Origin of the sequence: Streptomyces rhizosphaerihabitans, from assembly GCF_025399795.1 — a bacterium.
GTDB lineage: Bacteria > Actinomycetota > Actinomycetes > Streptomycetales > Streptomycetaceae > Streptomyces > Streptomyces rhizosphaerihabitans.
Genome location: NZ_JAODTZ010000011.1, coordinates 109,891 through 125,760 on the forward strand (window position 1 = coordinate 109,891; position 15,870 = coordinate 125,760).

16 protein-coding genes and 1 pseudogene are annotated in these 15,870 nt (G+C 71.5%); 14 read left to right on the forward strand and 3 right to left on the reverse strand.

Annotation, left to right across the window (positions count from 1 at the left end):
• Positions 1–30 precede the first annotated feature (30 nt).
• The 4 genes from thrS (at position 31) to N4G66_RS13950 (ending at position 3,596) form a co-directional block, all read left to right on the forward strand.
• Entirely contained in the window at positions 31–1,296 is a 1,266-nt protein-coding gene (gene thrS / locus N4G66_RS13935; protein WP_391858811.1) for a threonine--tRNA ligase, read from the forward strand.
• Between the two features lie 226 nt (positions 1,297–1,522).
• Positions 1,523–2,395, forward strand: coding sequence for a polysaccharide deacetylase family protein (locus N4G66_RS13940; RefSeq protein ID WP_261704390.1), 873 nt, complete (start codon positions 1,523–1,525; stop codon positions 2,393–2,395).
• Positions 2,396–2,503: 108 nt separating this feature from the next.
• A complete protein-coding gene (locus N4G66_RS13945; RefSeq protein ID WP_261704391.1) occupies positions 2,504–2,710 on the forward strand; it encodes a hypothetical protein in 207 nt (68 codons plus the stop codon).
• Positions 2,711–2,846: 136 nt separating this feature from the next.
• A complete protein-coding gene (locus N4G66_RS13950; protein ID WP_261704392.1) occupies positions 2,847–3,596 on the forward strand; it encodes a peptidyl-tRNA hydrolase in 750 nt (249 codons plus the stop codon).
• Positions 3,597–3,716: 120 nt separating this feature from the next.
• Here the strand turns inward: N4G66_RS13950 and N4G66_RS13955 are convergent, their stop codons facing one another.
• Complete coding sequence (locus N4G66_RS13955) at positions 3,717–4,190, reverse strand: hypothetical protein (RefSeq protein ID WP_261704393.1); 474 nt, start codon at positions 4,188–4,190, stop codon at positions 3,717–3,719.
• 280 nt (positions 4,191–4,470) lie between these two features.
• Here N4G66_RS13955 and N4G66_RS13960 point away from each other — a divergent pair, with 280 nt between their 5' ends.
• Together N4G66_RS13960 and N4G66_RS13965 are read left to right on the forward strand one after the other, a co-directional pair.
• Positions 4,471–4,701 (forward strand): DUF397 domain-containing protein, encoded by a 231-nt coding sequence (locus N4G66_RS13960; RefSeq protein ID WP_261704394.1) that lies wholly within the window; start codon positions 4,471–4,473, stop codon positions 4,699–4,701.
• A 128-nt stretch (positions 4,702–4,829) separates the two neighbouring features.
• The gene (locus N4G66_RS13965) at positions 4,830–5,753 is read left to right on the forward strand and encodes a helix-turn-helix domain-containing protein (protein WP_261704395.1); all 924 of its coding nucleotides are present in this window, start codon (positions 4,830–4,832) and stop codon (positions 5,751–5,753) included.
• Between the two features lie 62 nt (positions 5,754–5,815).
• On the opposite strand, the gene N4G66_RS13970 is transcribed toward N4G66_RS13965, so the two are convergent.
• Together N4G66_RS13970 and N4G66_RS13975 are read right to left on the reverse strand one after the other, a co-directional pair.
• Positions 5,816–6,634, reverse strand: coding sequence for an SAM-dependent methyltransferase (locus tag N4G66_RS13970; protein WP_261704396.1), 819 nt, complete (start codon positions 6,632–6,634; stop codon positions 5,816–5,818).
• Between the two features lie 133 nt (positions 6,635–6,767).
• Positions 6,768–7,326, reverse strand: a pseudogene (locus tag N4G66_RS13975) (TetR/AcrR family transcriptional regulator).
• Positions 7,327–7,413: 87 nt separating this feature from the next.
• On the opposite strand from N4G66_RS13975, the gene N4G66_RS13980 reads away from it, so the two are divergent.
• The 8 genes from N4G66_RS13980 to N4G66_RS14015 all read left to right on the forward strand — a co-directional run bounded on the left by N4G66_RS13980 (position 7,414) and on the right by N4G66_RS14015 (position 15,827).
• Complete coding sequence (locus N4G66_RS13980; RefSeq protein WP_261704397.1) at positions 7,414–7,785, forward strand: DUF4267 domain-containing protein; 372 nt, start codon at positions 7,414–7,416, stop codon at positions 7,783–7,785.
• A gap of 69 nt (positions 7,786–7,854) precedes the next feature.
• Positions 7,855–8,499, forward strand: a complete 645-nt coding sequence (locus N4G66_RS13985; protein WP_261704398.1) for a TetR/AcrR family transcriptional regulator — start codon at positions 7,855–7,857, stop codon at positions 8,497–8,499.
• Between the two features lie 202 nt (positions 8,500–8,701).
• The gene (locus tag N4G66_RS13990; protein WP_261704399.1) at positions 8,702–9,313 is read left to right on the forward strand and encodes a TIGR03086 family metal-binding protein; all 612 of its coding nucleotides are present in this window, start codon (positions 8,702–8,704) and stop codon (positions 9,311–9,313) included.
• 113 nt (positions 9,314–9,426) lie between these two features.
• Positions 9,427–10,215 carry a DUF4142 domain-containing protein gene (locus N4G66_RS13995; RefSeq protein ID WP_261704400.1) on the forward strand — a complete coding sequence of 263 codons (789 nt, stop codon included), beginning with the start codon at positions 9,427–9,429 and terminating at the stop codon, positions 10,213–10,215.
• Between the two features lie 153 nt (positions 10,216–10,368).
• Positions 10,369–11,949, forward strand: coding sequence for a DUF692 domain-containing protein (locus N4G66_RS14000; RefSeq protein WP_261704401.1), 1,581 nt, complete (start codon positions 10,369–10,371; stop codon positions 11,947–11,949).
• A 303-nt stretch (positions 11,950–12,252) separates the two neighbouring features.
• Positions 12,253–13,020 carry a DUF4142 domain-containing protein gene (locus N4G66_RS14005; RefSeq protein WP_261704402.1) on the forward strand — a complete coding sequence of 256 codons (768 nt, stop codon included), beginning with the start codon at positions 12,253–12,255 and terminating at the stop codon, positions 13,018–13,020.
• A gap of 131 nt (positions 13,021–13,151) precedes the next feature.
• Positions 13,152–13,952 (forward strand): TIGR04222 domain-containing membrane protein, encoded by an 801-nt coding sequence (locus N4G66_RS14010; protein ID WP_261704403.1) that lies wholly within the window; start codon positions 13,152–13,154, stop codon positions 13,950–13,952.
• Between the two features lie 162 nt (positions 13,953–14,114).
• Positions 14,115–15,827 carry an alpha/beta hydrolase gene (locus N4G66_RS14015; RefSeq protein WP_261704404.1) on the forward strand — a complete coding sequence of 571 codons (1,713 nt, stop codon included), beginning with the start codon at positions 14,115–14,117 and terminating at the stop codon, positions 15,825–15,827.
• Positions 15,828–15,870: the final 43 nt, after the last annotated feature.

The following is a 15,870-nucleotide window of genomic DNA, read 5'->3' on the forward strand; positions in this document are numbered from 1 at the left end:
CGCTCGCCCTCCGCAAGCGAGGAGACCACCATGAACGACCACCGCCGACTCGGCCGTGAACTCGACCTGTTCGACACCGACCCCCTGATGGGCGCCGGACTGCCGTACTGGCTGCCGGACGGCGCCGCGGTGCGGTACGCCCTGGAGGAGTACGTCCGCGACGCCGAACGGCGGGCGGGCTATCGGCACGTGTACTCACCGGTGTTGGGCAAGAAGGAGCTGTACGAGATCTCGGGGCACTGGTCGCACTACGGCGACGACATGTTCCCGCCGATGGAACTCGGCGGAGAGCAGATGCTGTTGCGACCGAGCCTGTGCCCCCACCACGCGCTCATCTACCGGTCCCGCCCGCACAGTTACCGAGAACTCCCCTTCCGAATGGCCGAGTTGGGTGCCATGTACCGGTCCGAGCTGTCCGGCGTACTGGGCGGCCTGACCCGCGTGCGCGCCATCCAGCTCAATGACGCGCACATCTTCTGCACCCCGGACCAGGTCGCCGAAGAGGCGTCCGCCGCACTGGGGTTGATCCGCGACGCGTACGACGCGATGGGCATCGACGCGGCCCGCTACCGGCTGTCGCTGCCGGGCCCCGGCGGGAAGTACGTGGCCGATCCGGAGCTGTGGCGCAGATCGGCCGCACTGCTGCGCGAGGTCCTCGACGGTTCCGGTGTGGCGTACGAGGCCGTCGAGGGTGAGGCCGCGTTCTACGGACCCAAGATCGACGTCCAGATCACCGATCCGGCGGGCCGCGAGTCGACCCTTTCCACCGTCCAGGTCGACTTCCATCAGCCCGAGCGCTTCGATCTGCACTACATCGGCGCCGACGGCGGGAAACACCGGCCGGTCATGGTGCACCGCAGTGTGATCGGCAGCCTGGAACGGGCCGTCGCCCACCTCATCGAGGTGCACGCAGGCGCCTTCCCGGCCTGGCTCGCCCCCGTCCAGCTGGTGGTCCTGCCGGTCTCCGAAGCCGAGTCCGACCGGGCTCTCGAGCTGGTACGCCGCTGCCGCGACCGGGGCCTGCGGGCCGAGCTCGCCGCCCCGGACCAGGGCAGCCTGGGCGCCCGGGTGCGCGCCGCCCGCCTGGTCCCGTACCAGGCGGTGATCGGTCACCGGGAAGCGGCCGCCGACCTGATCGCCCTGCGCCTGCGCGACGGCCGCCGCCTCGACCCCCGGCCGGCCGACGAGATCCTGCACCGCATCGCGCGGCAGATCGAATCTCGCAGCGTCGGCCTGCTCGACCAGGCCGAGCAGGCCGACGCGGGCGGAATGGGTGGAGTGGGCGAAGCAGGCTGACCTTGGCCGAGCAGGCTGACCCTGGCCGAGCAGGCCGGACGGAGCACGCACGGCGAGGGCGGGCCCTCAGATCCCCCGCCCGCCCCCGCCGACGCGACCGGCCGCGCGGAGAGCGGCCCCGGGCAGAGCCCCAGGCGGGTGACTCGGGGCCGCATCCGGGCGGCGCACGAGCGGCACGCCCTCCATGATGACCGAATAATCACACTTATTTGCATATCGTCGCACGATGATTCTCTCTGTACGGGGCATCGCCGTGACCTGCGCCGCGGGAGCCCTCGGTGCCGCACTCGCCGCGTGCGGCGGCCCGGCGAGTCGGGATGCCGGCCACCCGGGACACCACGCGCCTGCCACCACCAGCGCCGCGATCAGCGCGACGCCCTCGCAACCGCCCACACTCGCGCCCGGTCCCGCCGGACTGACCCCCGTCTTCAAGAACGGGCCACGCGCGCGGAACAAGACCGTCGCGCTGACGTTCGACGCGGACATGACGGCCGACCAGGGGGAGCGGGCGGCGGCCGGCGAACGTTTCGACAATCCGCAGCTGATCGCGACGCTACGGAAGTTCAAGGTGCCCGCGACTGTCTTCATGACCGGCCGGTGGGCCGACGAGTACCCCCGGGAGGCCAAGGGCATCGGACAGGACCCGCTGTTCGAGATCGCCAACCACTCGTACAGCCACTACGCCTTCACGGACGACTGCTACGGGCTGCCGACCATGCCCGAGGACAGGATGCGCGCGGACGTGGAGCGGGCGTACGCCGCTTTCCGGAAGGCGGGGGTACGGGACGCGATGCCCTACTTCCGTTTCCCCGGCGGGTGTTACGACCAGCGGTCGCTGCGGGCGTTGAGCGCGGCCGGGGTCACCGCCGTGCAGTGGGACGTGGTGAGCGGGGACGCCTTCGCGACGGACGCGGACGCCGTGGCACAACAAGTCCTCGACGGAGTGCGGTCCGGGTCCGTCGTCGTCATGCACTGCACACGCAGCGCGGCACCCGCGACCGAACGGGCGCTGCGGACGATCATTCCCGAACTGCGCCACAGGGGCTTCCGGTTCGTGAAGGTGTCCGAGCTGATCGGCGCCGCGGACGGGCGGCACTGAGATCCCCCGGCTGACCGGTACCTCGTAATCCGGCTCTCCGCCCGGTCGTACTCCCCGGCCCTCCGCTCCTCGTACTCCCCGGCCACCCGCCGCTCGTAAACTGGCGGCATGAGTGACGACTACTGCGCGATCGGCGCGGACGGGCCGGCCGGGGAGCCCCTCCAGGCCCCCGACGCGGCGGGGGAAGCCGGGCCGCCGTACGCGGAGTGCGTACTGTGCCGTGAGCCCACCGAGTACCCGGAGTCACACAAGGGGATCACGCTGTGCCCCGTCTGCACTTGGCAGGAGGCACAGCGCACCGCGTGTTCGGGCTGACCGGTATGGGGCGGGGCGGCGGTCGCGGATCAGGGGTCGGACAGCCGGGCGGACCGGCGTGAACGGCCGGGGCGGGCCGCCTCGAGACACGGACCGTCCGTTCGGAAGGGATCTTCCGCCTGGCAGACTGGTGGGCGTGAGCAGCGACCCGACCACCCCCGACGACAGCCCGTTCCGTACCGAACCCACCGTGCGCGACAAGGAACGGCAGTTCGTGCTGCCGCTGGTCGTGCACATCGAGAAGGCCGCTCCCCCGCCGCGCACCGACGCGCTGGAGACCGCGGCGCGGGCCGTGCTGACCATTCTGAGCGATGAGCGTTCACTCGGGGACGGCGAGTGGGCTCAGGCGATGCGGGACTGGCAGGACGCCCGGATCCGCAAGGTCGTACGGCGGGCGCGCGGAGCCGAGTGGCGGCGGGCCGAGGCGCTGCCCGGCATCACGGTGACCGGCGGGTCCGCCGAGGTACGGGTCTTCCCGCCGGTGCCGCTGGACGGCTGGCCCAAGGACCTGGCGCGGCTCCAGGTGTCCGGTACGGACCTCGACGATCCGGAGCCGCCGGCACCGGCCGATCCGGCGGCGCCCGTGCTGTGGCTCAACCCGGAGCTGGACATGTCGGCCGGCAAGACGATGGCGCAGACCGGCCATGGCGCCCAACTGGCCTGGTGGGAGCTGTCGGAGAAGGAGCGGGTCGCCTGGCGCGATGCGGGATTCGCCCTCTCCGTGCGCACCGCGGATCCGGCCCGCTGGCGTGAACTCACCACTTCCGGGCTGCCGTTGGTCCGTGACGCGGGGTTCACGGAGATCGCGCCCGGACTGACTGTCGCCGTCGAGGGCCACGACCGAGTCGGCGCCCTGCCGGAACGCGCACCGCACCCGACGGGCTGACCGCGGGCCGACCGAGGCCCGGACACCGAGCGCTCTCCTCGGCTCCAGGCGTACGCCGGGGTGCGGTTGACGTGGCGCCCGACCCCTGACGTCCGGCGCCCGGCCCCTGAGTCCGGAACGTCAGTCGGCCAGGGTGGAGGCGAGCTCCGTGGTGACCCGGACGAGTTCGGTGTCCGGCTCGGCGAGCAGGTGCTGGAGGGTACCGCGGTGGGCGCGTACGGCCTGGCGGGCTTCGCGCTCCCAGCCCACCCAGTTCTCGCGGCGGTTGAGGAGTTTGGGATAGGCGGCGGCCGTGCGCTCCCACTGCCGGGCGTCCGCGATGTCCTTCAGGAGCTGGATTATCTGCACACGGCAGGTGACCTGGGGAAGTTCGGCGAGTTCCCAGAGGAAGGGGACGGTCGCGGCCGTCGCCTGCTCCACGACGAATCCGTACTGGCAGATTCGTTCCCGCAGGTCCTGGAGTGCGGCCCTGGCCGTTGCCGCATTACCCCAGGCAACGGTGTTGAGCAGGACCGGGATGGCCTCCGCCGACCCCTTGGAGTCCTTGATCTCGTCCCACGACACGCGTTCCAGGTTCCTGAGTGGTGTTGCCATTTCCGCTCCCTCCGAAGGCGTCGGACAGTGTCAGGTGCGCGGGTGGGCCCAGCCCGTCCCGGACGATCACGCTCCCTCGGGAGCCCTTGATACGACGTCAGTACACGCCGCTGGTAACGAGGTTGACGCCACGGCTATTATCCACGCTGACAGCGTCTTCGTGCAATTGCACGAGAAATTGCATGAAGACGGAGAGAGGCAGGGGCCGCGTGAGGTCCGGCCGGCGCCCGCGACCGGGCGGGCGCACACGTGGTGGAACGTCAGCAAGGAGAGTGCGTTGGTGCCATCAGTGCCGAACGGAGTGCGGGCGAGCTCGCTGGGGGCCCGCTGGATCAAGAGCAGGCACAGCAATGCCGAGGGCAACTGCGTCGAGGTGGCCGCTCTGGGCGACGGAGGTATCGCGGTACGCAACTCCCGCGACCCCGACGGTCCGGCCCTCGTCTACACCCCGGCGGAAGTGGCCGCGTTCCTGGCCGGCGCGAAAGACGGGGAGTTCGACCACCTGCTCTGAAATGGTCTCCGGCGCTTCGAACTCCGTTGAAGTGGAAGGATAGTTGTCCACTTCTGTCTCCCCATGCGGCAGAGTCGGGCGCGGTGCGATAATTTTGGCTGTCTTCTGCCGGTCGACTGGGAGTCAGGATGTCCGTCGAGTCACCCCGCGTCTCCCGCCTCGAACCGTATCTGAGCCGGGCGGAACCCGCCCCCACCCTGCTCAAGATGTTGGTCGGCGTTCAGCTGGCGGGCGCCCGCGAGGACGCGGGCCTCTCCCAGGAACAGGCGGCGCGGTCCCTGGGGTTCAGCGCGGCGAAGCTGTCGCGCATAGAGGCGGGCAAGGGTCGCCGACCTCCCACGGAGGGCGACGTCCGCGCGCTGCTCGAGCTGTACGGGACCGATGACTACGAGGCGTCGGTCCTGCTCAGACTTCTGCAGCGCGCCGGTGAGCCGGGATGGTGGCAGCGCTACGACAAGCGGTTGATGCCCGAGTGGTTCGACCGGCTGGTCGGGCTCCAGGAGGCGGCCACCACCATCCGTACCTTCGAGATCCAGTACGTTCCGGGCCTGTTGCAGACTCCCGACTACACCCGGGCCGTGGTGGAACGCGGTCTGCCGACGGCGCCGGCCGGCGAGGTGCAGCGCCGGGTGGAGCTGCGGATGCGCCGACGGGAGCTGCTGAACCGGACCGACGCCCCTCATCTGTGGGCCGTTGTCGACGAGTCCGTCCTGCTCCGCGTCCTGGGCAGCCGCGAGGTGATGCGCGCTCAGCTGGAGCACCTCATCGAGATGGCTCAGCGTCCGCATGTGATCGTGCAGATCGTGCCGTTGGACGTCACGAACGCCTCGGCACCCGCCATCCCCGTCACCTATCTGCGCTTCGGCGGCGTCGAACTGCCCGACATCGTCTATCTGGAGCACATAAGGAGCGCGAACTTCCTGGAGGACCGCGACGAGACGGAGGAGTACCGGGTGGTACTGGACCGCCTCGCCGACGAGGCCCTCAGCCCGCGCGCGTCCCTGGCGCTGCTGCGCGACACGGTGGACCAGCGCTACAGCGCTTCGCACTGACGGGGCGGCACCGCGTCGCGCCGGTGAGGCGCGCGCGGGTCACCCGGCCTCCCGGCGCCGCTCTAGCGGATGCGGCCGACCCCGCCGAACTCGATCCACTCCTGGGTGAGTTGGCGCGGCACGACGTCGGTGTCCGGCCGCCAGGTGGACACCTCGACCAGTCCGGGTTCGAGGATGTCCATGCCGTCGAAGAACTCCGCGACATCCTTCTCCTGGCGCACGCGACCCCAGTGGCCCTGTGTCGCGGTGTCCATGAATTCGGTGACGAACTTCCGGACCTCCGGGTCCTCGCTGACCAACTGGCACATCACCATGAAACTGCCGGGCGCCAGCCGCTCGGCGACGCGGCCGATCACGGCGAGAGGGCCGTCGGTGTCACTGTCCGGGATGCAGTGGAACACCGAGTTGAACAGCACGGCCACCGGCTCCGAGAGGTCGATCAGCCGCTGGGTGTCGGGGTGGGCGAATATCGCCTCGGTCTCCCGCAGGTCGGCGTGGATCACGGCCGTACGGTCGTTCTGGTCCAGCAGGGCCCGGCCGTGCACCAGCACCATCGGGTCGACGTCGACGTACACCACCCGGGAGGCCTCGTCGACCGACTGGGCGACCTGGTGCACATTGTTCTGGGTGGGCAGGCCGGATCCGTGGTCGAGGAACTGCCTGATTCCGTATCCGTCCGCCAGAGTCCTGACCACCCGCTGGAGGAAGCGCCGGTTGTTCAGCGCCAGCGCGCGCGTGCTGGGCACGACCTTGTCCAGCTCTTCGCAGGCCGCCCGGTCGGCGGCGTAGTTGTCCTTGCCGCCCAGGTAGTGGTCGTACATGCGCGCGGCCGTGGGCACCGTGGCATCGATCGACGTGGACAGCTGCTCGCCAGGCTGCATCGTTCCCCCAGATCCGTGCCGCGCCAACCCGACTGGCACGACCGACAACACATATTAGGGAAATGGAAGTTGGCCTCACCAGTCCCCGAACGAAGGACGCGGGGCGGATCCGCCCGTCGGCCCGCCCCTTCGTTCAGCGGGGTGGCGCGAAATGGCCGATCAGCAGGGACAGCCGCCGGTCGTGCCCCGCGCGGGGCAGGCGCCCGTTGCGCATGAGCGTGACAAGGCCGCGCAGGCCGCCCCGGAAGGTCTCGGCGAGGATGCCCGGTCGTCCCCGGCGAGCGGCAGGATCACCTCCCGCAGTTCACCGAAGGCCTCGCGCAGGGCGGGTGGCGCCTCGGGGGTCGCGAACGGCAGGTCGAAGGATGTGCGTGAACATCGCGTCGTACAGCGCGGGCCTGCGCTCACGGGAGTCGGTGCAGGCCGCGCCCACGGCGGCCAGGGCGTCACCGGGGTCGGCCACCGCCGCGCGCGGCGCGCAGCTCCTGCGCCAGTTCGGCGAAACCCCGCACCGCGACCGCCGCCATGATGGCGTCCTTGCCCTTGACGTGGCTGTAGAGCATCGGCTGGCTGTACTCGGTCTCGGCGGCCGGCCGTCGCGCGGTCACCGCGTCCCAGCCCTCGTTTTCAGCCAGTTCGCGGACGGCCGTCACGATCGGCTGCTCGCGCTCTCGGCGCGTCCGGATCGACATGACCACGATTCTAGCGTCGCTAGAATTCATGTCGGCGCTATGCTATCTTCGCTCTTGTCCATAGCGCCGCTAGCAAGGAGATCCGACATGCTCACTCCCACGGCCTACGGCCTGGCCATCGTGCTCGACCTCCTCGTCCTGTTCATCGGTGCGCGGTTCCTGGTCCAGCCGCGGGCGGCCGCCACCGGTTACGGCGTCCCGGCCAAGCCGGACGGCGACGCCGCCTACCTGGAGATCAAGGGGCTGCGTGACGCGGTCCTCGGCGTCATGGGCCTGGCCCTGCTGGCCTTCGCCGGAGCCACCGCCGCGGCCTGGTTCATGCTGACCGTGGCCCTGGTACCGCTCGGCGACACCCTGATAGTGCTGCGCCACGGCGGGACGAAGGCCGTCGCCTTCGGTATCCACTTCGCCACCGCCGCACTCGTCCTCGTCAGCGCCGGCCTGCTCTTCGCCGCCTGACCCGGCCCGGCGGGCCCCCGCGCCCGTCGGGCTACGCTTGGCCCACAAACGTGAAGGTGGGAGGTCCGGATGACCGGCACCCGGCTGGACGGCAGGGTCGAACGCGGCAACCGCACGCGGCAGTCGGTCCTCCGCCGCACGGTCGACATCGCCTCGGTCGAAGGACTCGAGGCGCTGTCCGTCGGACGCCTCGCCACCGAGCTCGGGCTCAGCAAGAGCGGCGTCTTCGCCCTCTTCGGGTCCAAGCAGGAGCTGCAACTGGCCACCGTGCGCGAGGCCTCGCGCATCCACGTCGAGCGGGTGAACCGGCCCGCAGCCCAGACCCCGGCCGGCGTCGCCCGCGTCCGACGGCTGTGCGAACTCTGGCTGGAGTACTCGCGGAGCCGGGTCTTCCCCGGAGGCTGCTTCTTCTACGAGGTCGTCGCCGAGTTCGACGCCCGGCCCGGCCCCGTCCACGACGCGGTGGCCCGGGCCCAGCGGGCCTGGGCGGACCACGTCGAGCACACCGTCGTCGAGGCCCGCGACCTCGGCGAACTCCGGTCCGATACGGATGCCGCCCAACTCGCTTTCGAGCTCGTCGCGTTGATGGAGACGGCCAACGCGCTCTCCGTCCTGCACGACGAAACGGCCGCCTACCGCAGAGCCGGAGTCGCGATCGCCTCGCGGCTGCGCGCGGCGGCGACCGATCCGGCCCGGGTAGCCGAACTCTCCTGATCCGCAAGAGGACTGACGCGACGGCACCCCCATGAGGTTCGGCGAGGTTCGGCGTGATTCGGCGACGTTCCGCCGCGAAAACAAGTAGCACGACCGTTCGCTCAGTTTTATGCTCAGGGCGACCGGAACCGGGCCGAGGCGCCCCGAGGCGGGCCCCGGCCGCGCGGTACCTCGACAGCGGACGGCCAGGAGGGCATCACCCATGACCATCAGCGGAGCGGACATCGTCGAACTCGACCGGATCGCCGTACAGGAATCGCTCAGGGTTCTCGCCATTGCGCGGTCGGCCGACTGGGACCGGAACACACCCTGCGCCGGGTGGACACTGCGGCGGTTGGCGGCGCACATGACCGCGCAGCACCACGGGTTCGCGGCGGCGGCACGCGGCGCGGGCCGGGTGGCCGCGCACTGGCGGGAGCCCGCGGCATACCGAAGCGACCCCGGGCAGGCGTATCGATCGGCGGTACAGACGGTGCTCGCCGCCTTCGCCGAACCGGGCGTCACGGAGCGGGAGTTCGACCTGCCGGAACTCGGGAGCTCCTTCCCCGGTCGCGTCGCCGTGGGTTTTCACTTCATCGACTACGTGGTGCACGCGTGGGACGCGGCCGTGTCTCTCGGCATCGGACTCGAACTACCCGGCTCCGCCCTCGAAGCGGCGGCGGCAGTCGCCCGCCGCGTCCCGGCGGACCCCGCGGGCAGAGGGCCCGGCTTCGCGTTCGCGCCCGCGCTGGAGGTGCCCTCCGGGTCGGATCCCCTGACCGAGGCACTGCGACTGCTGGGCCGCGACCCGGACGCATGGCCGTCGGCACGCTAGCCGCCGCGGACCCGGCCGCACAGATTGAACGGCACAGCCTCCCCATACGTACCACCAAGCGCTGGCCAAGAGTTGGTATCCAATGATCAATCGATCTGCCCCGGGAGGCACCTTTGCCGCGCATCAACGGCAGCGCCCTCGTCATCGTGGCGCTCGCCACCACCCTCGGAGCGCTCGCGTTCCCCGTGTGGTCGTACGCAGACCGCTCGGGCACGGGCCAGGCCAACCTCGCCGCCGGGACGGTGAACACCCGCTGGGGGCCGCTGTCCGCCTCGGACCGCGATCTGATCGTCCGGGTCCGGCTGGCCGGACTGTGGGAACTGCCCGCCGGACAGCAGGCCATCCAGCGCGCGCCCACCAAGGCCATCAAGAAGGCGGGCGACCATCTGATCGTCGGGCACACCGACCTCGACAAGCGGGTGCGGATCATCGCGACCCAGCTCAACGTCGATCTGCCGAACCAGCCCAACGCCCAACAGCAGGGATGGCTGCAGGAGTTGAGCGCCGCGACGGGCAAGGAGTACGAGAAGAAGTTCGCGAATCTGCTGCGCGCCGCGCACGGCAAGATCTTTCCGGCGATCGGTGCCGTACGGAACAGCACCCGCAACACGCTGGTGCGGCAGCTGGCCAGCGACGCCAACCTGACCGTGCTCGACCACATCACCGTGCTGGAGAAGACCGGAGAGGTCGACTTCGACGCCATCGCCAACGACACGGCCGCCGCGTCGACCGCCAGCCCCACCGGCCCCCCGCCGCCGGTCATCGGCGCGCCGGTCTCCTCCGCTCCGCCCGTCCGGCCGGGCGACGGCGTCGACGTCTCGTCGAGCCCGTCGGCGCTGCCGCCGGGCGAGGTGAACACCGCCAGGCCGGAGCCTTCGGACCCGGACAACGTGCTCCGGTAGCGGGCACGGAACCTCAAATGTTGCTCTGAACGTCCGCCCCGGTGGGTTCGGCCCACGCTCCCGGGGCCATGACTCCGTCACGCCGGAACACGGGCCGTCGTGGGGGAACGACACGCAAGCAGGCCCGGTCGAGGCCGTAATGGAGGAGGGGACATGCGGGAGCCGAGGCGACTGGGTACCGGAATCGGGTGGCGGCCGGAGATCGCCGAGGCCGTGGAGCGCATGCCCGGCATCGACTGGGTCGAGGCCGTGGCGGAGAACGTGTGCCCCGGCCATGTCCCCGAGTCGTTGCTGCGGCTGCGCGAGCGGGGTGTCACGGTGGTGCCGCACGGGGTCTCGCTGGGCCTCGGCGGCGCCGACCGGCCCGACGAGTCCCGGCTCGTCGCGCTCGCCGAACGCGCCGAGGCGCTGGGTTCTCCGCTCGTCACGGAGCACATCGCGTTCGTCCGGGCGGGCGGCCCGCTCACCGCGTCACCGCTGCTGGAAGCCGGACACCTGCTGCCCGTTCCGCGCACCCGGGACTCGCTGGACGTCCTGTGCGCGAACGTCCGCGCGGCTCAGGCCGCGCTGCCCGTCCCCCTCGCGGTGGAGAACATCGCCGCGCTGATCTCCTGGCCCGGCGAGGAGATGACCGAGGGACAGTTCCTCTACGACCTGGTCGACCGCACCGGCGTCCGGCTGCTCATCGATGTGGCCAACCTCCACACGAACCATGTCAACCGTGGTGAGGACCCCGCCAAGGCGCTCGACGAACTGCCCGTCGAGGCCATCGCCTACGTCCACGTCGCCGGCGGCTTCGAACGTGACGGCGTGTGGCACGACAGCCACGCCCACCCCGTCCCCCGGCCCGTTCTCGACATCCTCGCCGACCTCGCGTCCCGGGTGACCCCGCCGGGAGTCCTCCTCGAACGGGACGAGAACTTCCCCGAACCGGCCGAACTGGAGCGGGAGCTGACCGCGATCCGGGGCACGCTGGAGAGGGCGCGGGCCACGACCGGAGCGGCCGATCGGGGCGCGGCCGTCCCGGTGGGCGGCCCGGTCGCTTCCTCGGCGGGCGCCGAGGTGGCGGTACACGCGAAAGCGGCGACAGGGACGGCGCCGACGCGCAAGAGGGACACCCCCGCGGACACCTCTCCGGCCACCCCCGCCCCCGCGGTCACCCTGGCGGTCGCCGCGCGGGTCACCCCCGCGGTCACCCCTGCCGTGACCCCCACCACCACCCCGGCGGCATCCCGGACACCGGGAGGCACCGAAGCCGGGCCCGGCACTTCGGTCGGCGCGGGCCTCGGCACGGGATCCGGCGCCGATACCGACACCGAAGGCGCCGCCCGGCAGCGGCTCGCGCTGGCGCAGGCCGCCCTGTTGTCCGCGCTCGTCGCGGGGACCCCCGTACCCGAGGGCTTCGACCGCGTCCGGCTCGGCGTGCAGGCACGCGCCCTCGCCGCCAAGCGGGCGGACGTCGTGGCGAAGGTGGCTCCGGAGCTGCCGGAGATCCTCGCGGACGGCTACCGGCCGGCGTTCCTCGCGTACGCGCAGAGACATCCGATGACCGGCGGGTACCGGCGCGATGCCCTGGACTTCGCCGGACATCTTCTGCTCGCGGGACTCCCGGAGGGCGCGCAGACACGGCGGCTGCGCGGCTGGTGGCTGGAGCGATCGGGTCCGGCCCCGCTGTCGGGGCGTCCCGCGGCCCGGCTGGCCCGAGCCACCCGCAGGGCACTGCTGGGCCGCTGAACAAGCGCGCCGACCGGGTCCCCACCGACGCGCCGGTCTCGGCGCGCCGCCTTGACCGGACACCCCGGCACGCCGCATCCGCAGAGTGTGCCCGGAGTAACACCACCCCTTGTGAAGGTGATGTGTGCGTCCGGTGTCCACCGTTTCAGGACGGTATGGCGTACGCCCGAACCACCGCAACCAGCGCCTTCCACCCTCCGCTCAATCGATTCTTCCCGTACGGCAGTTGGCGTAGCGCCCGCAGTAGCATGCCAACCCGCACCCGAAGCGCATTAGCGTGCGGTGCCGCGACAGGAGGCACCCATGCGATCCGACAACCGCACCGGACTGGTCAGTGGAACAGGGCTCATCATCGCCGCCCTGCTGGCGACCCTGGTCGCGCTGGCCTTTCCGATCTGGTCGTACGCGGACCGTGCCGGCACCGGCCTGGACACCCTGAACGCGCAGACCGTGCCGACTCCGTTCGGTCCGCTGTCGGCCCTGGACCGGGAGTTCGTCACCAGGGTCCGGCTGGCCGGGCTCTGGGAGCTGCCCGCGGGCCGGCAGGCCCAGGAGCGCGGGACCACCCCGGCCGTACGGACGGCCGGCGAACACCTCATCGAGGGGCACACGTTCCTGGACGCGCGTGTCCGCAGCGTAGCCGCGCGGCTCAGCCTGGAACTGCCCAACCAGCCCAATCCGCAACAGCGTCAGTGGCTGGACACGTTGAACGCGGCGCACGGCACGCAGTACGACCAGGACTTCGCGAACATCCTGCGCAAGGCGCACGGCAAGGTCTTCGCCGTGGTGGCCCAGGTCCGCGCGAACACCCGCAACTCGCTGGTACGCGATCTCGCCGACGACGCGAACACCACCGTGCTCGACCACATCAAGGTCCTGGAAGCGACCGGTTACGTCGACTTCGACGCGCTCGCCGAGGACGCGGCGACCGCGAGCCCGCCGCCGCTCACCGACTCCCCCGCGCCGCCCGGCCCGGTCCGCTCCCCGTCGTCGCCCGTCCCGGTGGCCCCGTCGTCGGGCTACCCGCTCCCACCGGCCGCCGCACGCCCCAACCCGACGTCAAGTTCCTGAGGGTGTGTGGCCGCACAGCCTCGGCCGCCCCGTGACGCCCGGCAGACGGAACGTCACATACCCACAACGGCTCCGTCCCACATAGTGAATAGGGCGTGGCGCCCGCCCGGTCCTTCGCATAGAAAAACGCCATGTTCTGGGTCCTTCTCCTGCTCCTGGCCTGGGCGGCGGCGGGTACTTCCTGCACCCGGCTGTGCCTGGCCGCCGTCCACGCCGCGACGCTCGACGCGGACGCCCCGCGCGAGCACGGCCTCACGCTGTACGAGGCGGCGTTCCTGTCCGGCGGCCCGGCCCGGGTGGCCGACCTGACCCTGGTGTCGATGGCCCGGCAGCATCGGCTGCTGCTCGCGCACACCGGCTGGGCGACGGTGGTGGATCCGCACGGGCGCGACGACATGGAGCGCTCGGTCATCGGAGCCATCGGCCCGGAGGGGCAGTCCCGGATAGCGCCGGTACGGGCGGCCACCGCCGCCGCCGATTCGGTACGCCGTCTCGCGGACCACCTGGTCGCGGCCGGCCTCGCGGTCCCCGACGGCGCCCGTACCACCGTCGCGGAGGGCGTCCGCCAGGTCCAGGCCGCCGCGGCCGCGGTCCTCGCGCTGGCCGCCGCCGCCCTGCTGCTGCCGGCCCAGACCCCCGGGAGCGAGGTTCCGGTGGCCGTCTGGTTCATGCTCCCGCTCATTCTGACGGTGAGCTGTCTCGCCATCGCCCGGATCGAGGCACACCCCTGCACCCGCTGGGCCTCCCCCGCCGGGCAGCGGCTGCTCGGCACCCTGGACCGGCATTCCGACGCGTACGGCGACGACCGTACGTACCTCACCTCCGTGGCCGTACGCGGCATTCACGCGATCGGCGAGCCGGAACTGCGGGCGGCCCTGTCGCACCGGGACCGCGGCACCGGCCACGGCACCTGGCGGCAGGGGACCGGCTAGACCCCTGGGGGCCGACGGCAGGCCAGGACCTAGGGGGCTCAAAGGCGCCCCTAGGGGGCGCATCGGGGTCATTGGCGCCGACACCGGCGGCCGGTGCTTTACTTCGCCAACCGCCGAACGAAGCATCCTTTTTGTCGCTGCCGCGCGCTGAAGGGATTCGCGATGAGAGCTGCTGTCCTCCACGGAACCGCAGGGTCCTTGCTCCTGACCGGCCTCATCGCCGCTCCGGCGGGCGGCGCACCGGCCTGGCCCGGCCCGGCCGGCTCCGCGGAGGCGCGCGGCACCGCCGTCGCCGCCCAGCGCGCCGCGGCCGCGGGCATCCGCTTCGGCACGTGCGCGAAGGTCGAGCACCTGCCGTCGAACCTCCAGTGCGGGACGGTCACCGTGCCCCTCGACTACGCCCTCCCCGACGGCAAACGGATCAGACTGACCGTCAGCCGCGTCAAGGCCACCGGCAAGGACCCGCACAACGCGAAGCACAAGGTGCCGCGCCAGGGCGCCCTCGTCTACAACCCCGGCGGTCCCGGCGCCTCCGGCATGTACTTTCCGCTGATCGGCATGCTGCCCGCGTGGAAGCGGATCGGAGCCGCGTACGACCTCGTCGGCTACGCCCCGCGTGGCGTCGACCGGTCGGCGCCGCTGTCCTGCAGGGACCCCAAGCACCGGCCGAAGCCGCTCCTGGAGGCCCCGACAGTCCCCTCCGAGTCGTACAAGAAGGCACGGATCGCGGAGGCGAAGGCGTACGCCCGCGGCTGCGCCCGGCGCTCGGGCTCCGCCCTGCGCCACTACACCTCGCTCAACAACGCCCGTGACCTGGACGTCCTGCGGGCCGCGCTCGGCGAGCGGAAGCTGACCTTCATGGGAGCCTCGTACGGGACGTACTTCGGCTCCCTGTACGCGACGCTGTTCCCCTCGCACGTACGCCGGATGGTCTTCGACTCGGCGGTGAACCCCGCCCCCGAGAAGGTCTGGTATCAGAACAACCTCGACCAGTCGGCCGCGTTCGAGGTCCGCTGGGCGGACTTCCGCGCGTGGATGGCCCGGCACGACAAGGTGTACAAGCTCGGCCGCACCTCCGAGGACGTACAGCGCTCCTACGAGAAGGCGCGGGCGCGGCTGGCCGCCTCACCCGCGGGCGGCAAGGTGGGACCCGCCCAGCTGCAGGGCACGTTCCTGCAGGCCGGATACTACGACGACTACTGGCCGCAGCGCGCGCTGGCGCTGTCCGCTTATCTGTCGGGTGACCCGAAGCCGCTGATCCAGGTGGCGGGACCGCATCCGGAGGCGGCCGCCGAGCAGGAGAACGGCAACGCCGTCTACACGGCCGTGGAGTGCAACGACGCGCCCTGGCCGACCGACTGGCGCACCTGGGACCACGACAACACCCGTCTCGCGCGGGTCGCTCCGTTCGAGACCTGGGACAACGTGTGGATGAACCTGCCGTGCGCGTACTGGTCCGCGCCCCGGCAGAGGCCGCTCGACGTACGGACACTGCCCGGGGAGCTGCCTCCGACGCTGATCCTGGCCGCCGAGCGGGACGCGGCCACGCCGTACGAGGGTGCCAAGGAGTTGCAGCGGCGGCTGTGGGGCTCGGTGCTGGTGACCGAGAACGGCGCCGGTACCCATGGGATCGCCGGCGGCCCCAACAAGTGCGTCAACGGCTATCTGGACGCCTACCTGCTGGAGGGCCGGCTCCCCGACGGGAGCGCGGCGTGCGCACCGCACCGGGAGCCGACACCGCAGGCACCGGACAACCGCGCCCGGGGCACCCAGGGGGCGAAGGGCACGAAGCCGGCGAAGGCCGCGAAGGACTCGGTGCCGTCGAAGGGCGCCACGCGCTCCGGGACCGCGAAGTCCGTCCGGAAGGCGCCCTGACCGGTATCCCGAAAACGTGAGGACGGGCGCCCCAGGAGGGGCG

Excerpts from the sequence above, each read along its gene's own strand:
- N4G66_RS13955 (WP_261704393.1), bottom strand. The coding sequence starts at position 4,190 with ATGGCAACACCACTCAGGAACCTGGAACGCGTGTCGTGGGACGAGATC.
- N4G66_RS13980 (WP_261704397.1), top strand. The coding sequence starts at position 7,414 with ATGCTCACTCCCACGGCCTACGGCCTGGCCATCGTGCTCGACCTCCTC.
- thrS (WP_391858811.1), top strand. The coding sequence starts at position 31 with ATGAACGACCACCGCCGACTCGGCCGTGAACTCGACCTGTTCGACACC.
- N4G66_RS13965 (WP_261704395.1), top strand. The coding sequence starts at position 4,830 with ATGTCCGTCGAGTCACCCCGCGTCTCCCGCCTCGAACCGTATCTGAGC.
- N4G66_RS14010 (WP_261704403.1), top strand. The coding sequence starts at position 13,152 with ATGTTCTGGGTCCTTCTCCTGCTCCTGGCCTGGGCGGCGGCGGGTACT.
- N4G66_RS13985 (WP_261704398.1), top strand. The coding sequence starts at position 7,855 with ATGACCGGCACCCGGCTGGACGGCAGGGTCGAACGCGGCAACCGCACG.
- N4G66_RS13990 (WP_261704399.1), top strand. The coding sequence starts at position 8,702 with ATGACCATCAGCGGAGCGGACATCGTCGAACTCGACCGGATCGCCGTA.
- N4G66_RS14015 (WP_261704404.1), top strand. The coding sequence starts at position 14,115 with ATGAGAGCTGCTGTCCTCCACGGAACCGCAGGGTCCTTGCTCCTGACC.
- N4G66_RS13970 (WP_261704396.1), bottom strand. The coding sequence starts at position 6,634 with ATGCAGCCTGGCGAGCAGCTGTCCACGTCGATCGATGCCACGGTGCCC.
- N4G66_RS13945 (WP_261704391.1), top strand. The coding sequence starts at position 2,504 with ATGAGTGACGACTACTGCGCGATCGGCGCGGACGGGCCGGCCGGGGAG.
- N4G66_RS13940 (WP_261704390.1), top strand. The coding sequence starts at position 1,523 with ATGATTCTCTCTGTACGGGGCATCGCCGTGACCTGCGCCGCGGGAGCC.
- N4G66_RS14000 (WP_261704401.1), top strand. The coding sequence starts at position 10,369 with ATGCGGGAGCCGAGGCGACTGGGTACCGGAATCGGGTGGCGGCCGGAG.
- N4G66_RS14005 (WP_261704402.1), top strand. The coding sequence starts at position 12,253 with ATGCGATCCGACAACCGCACCGGACTGGTCAGTGGAACAGGGCTCATC.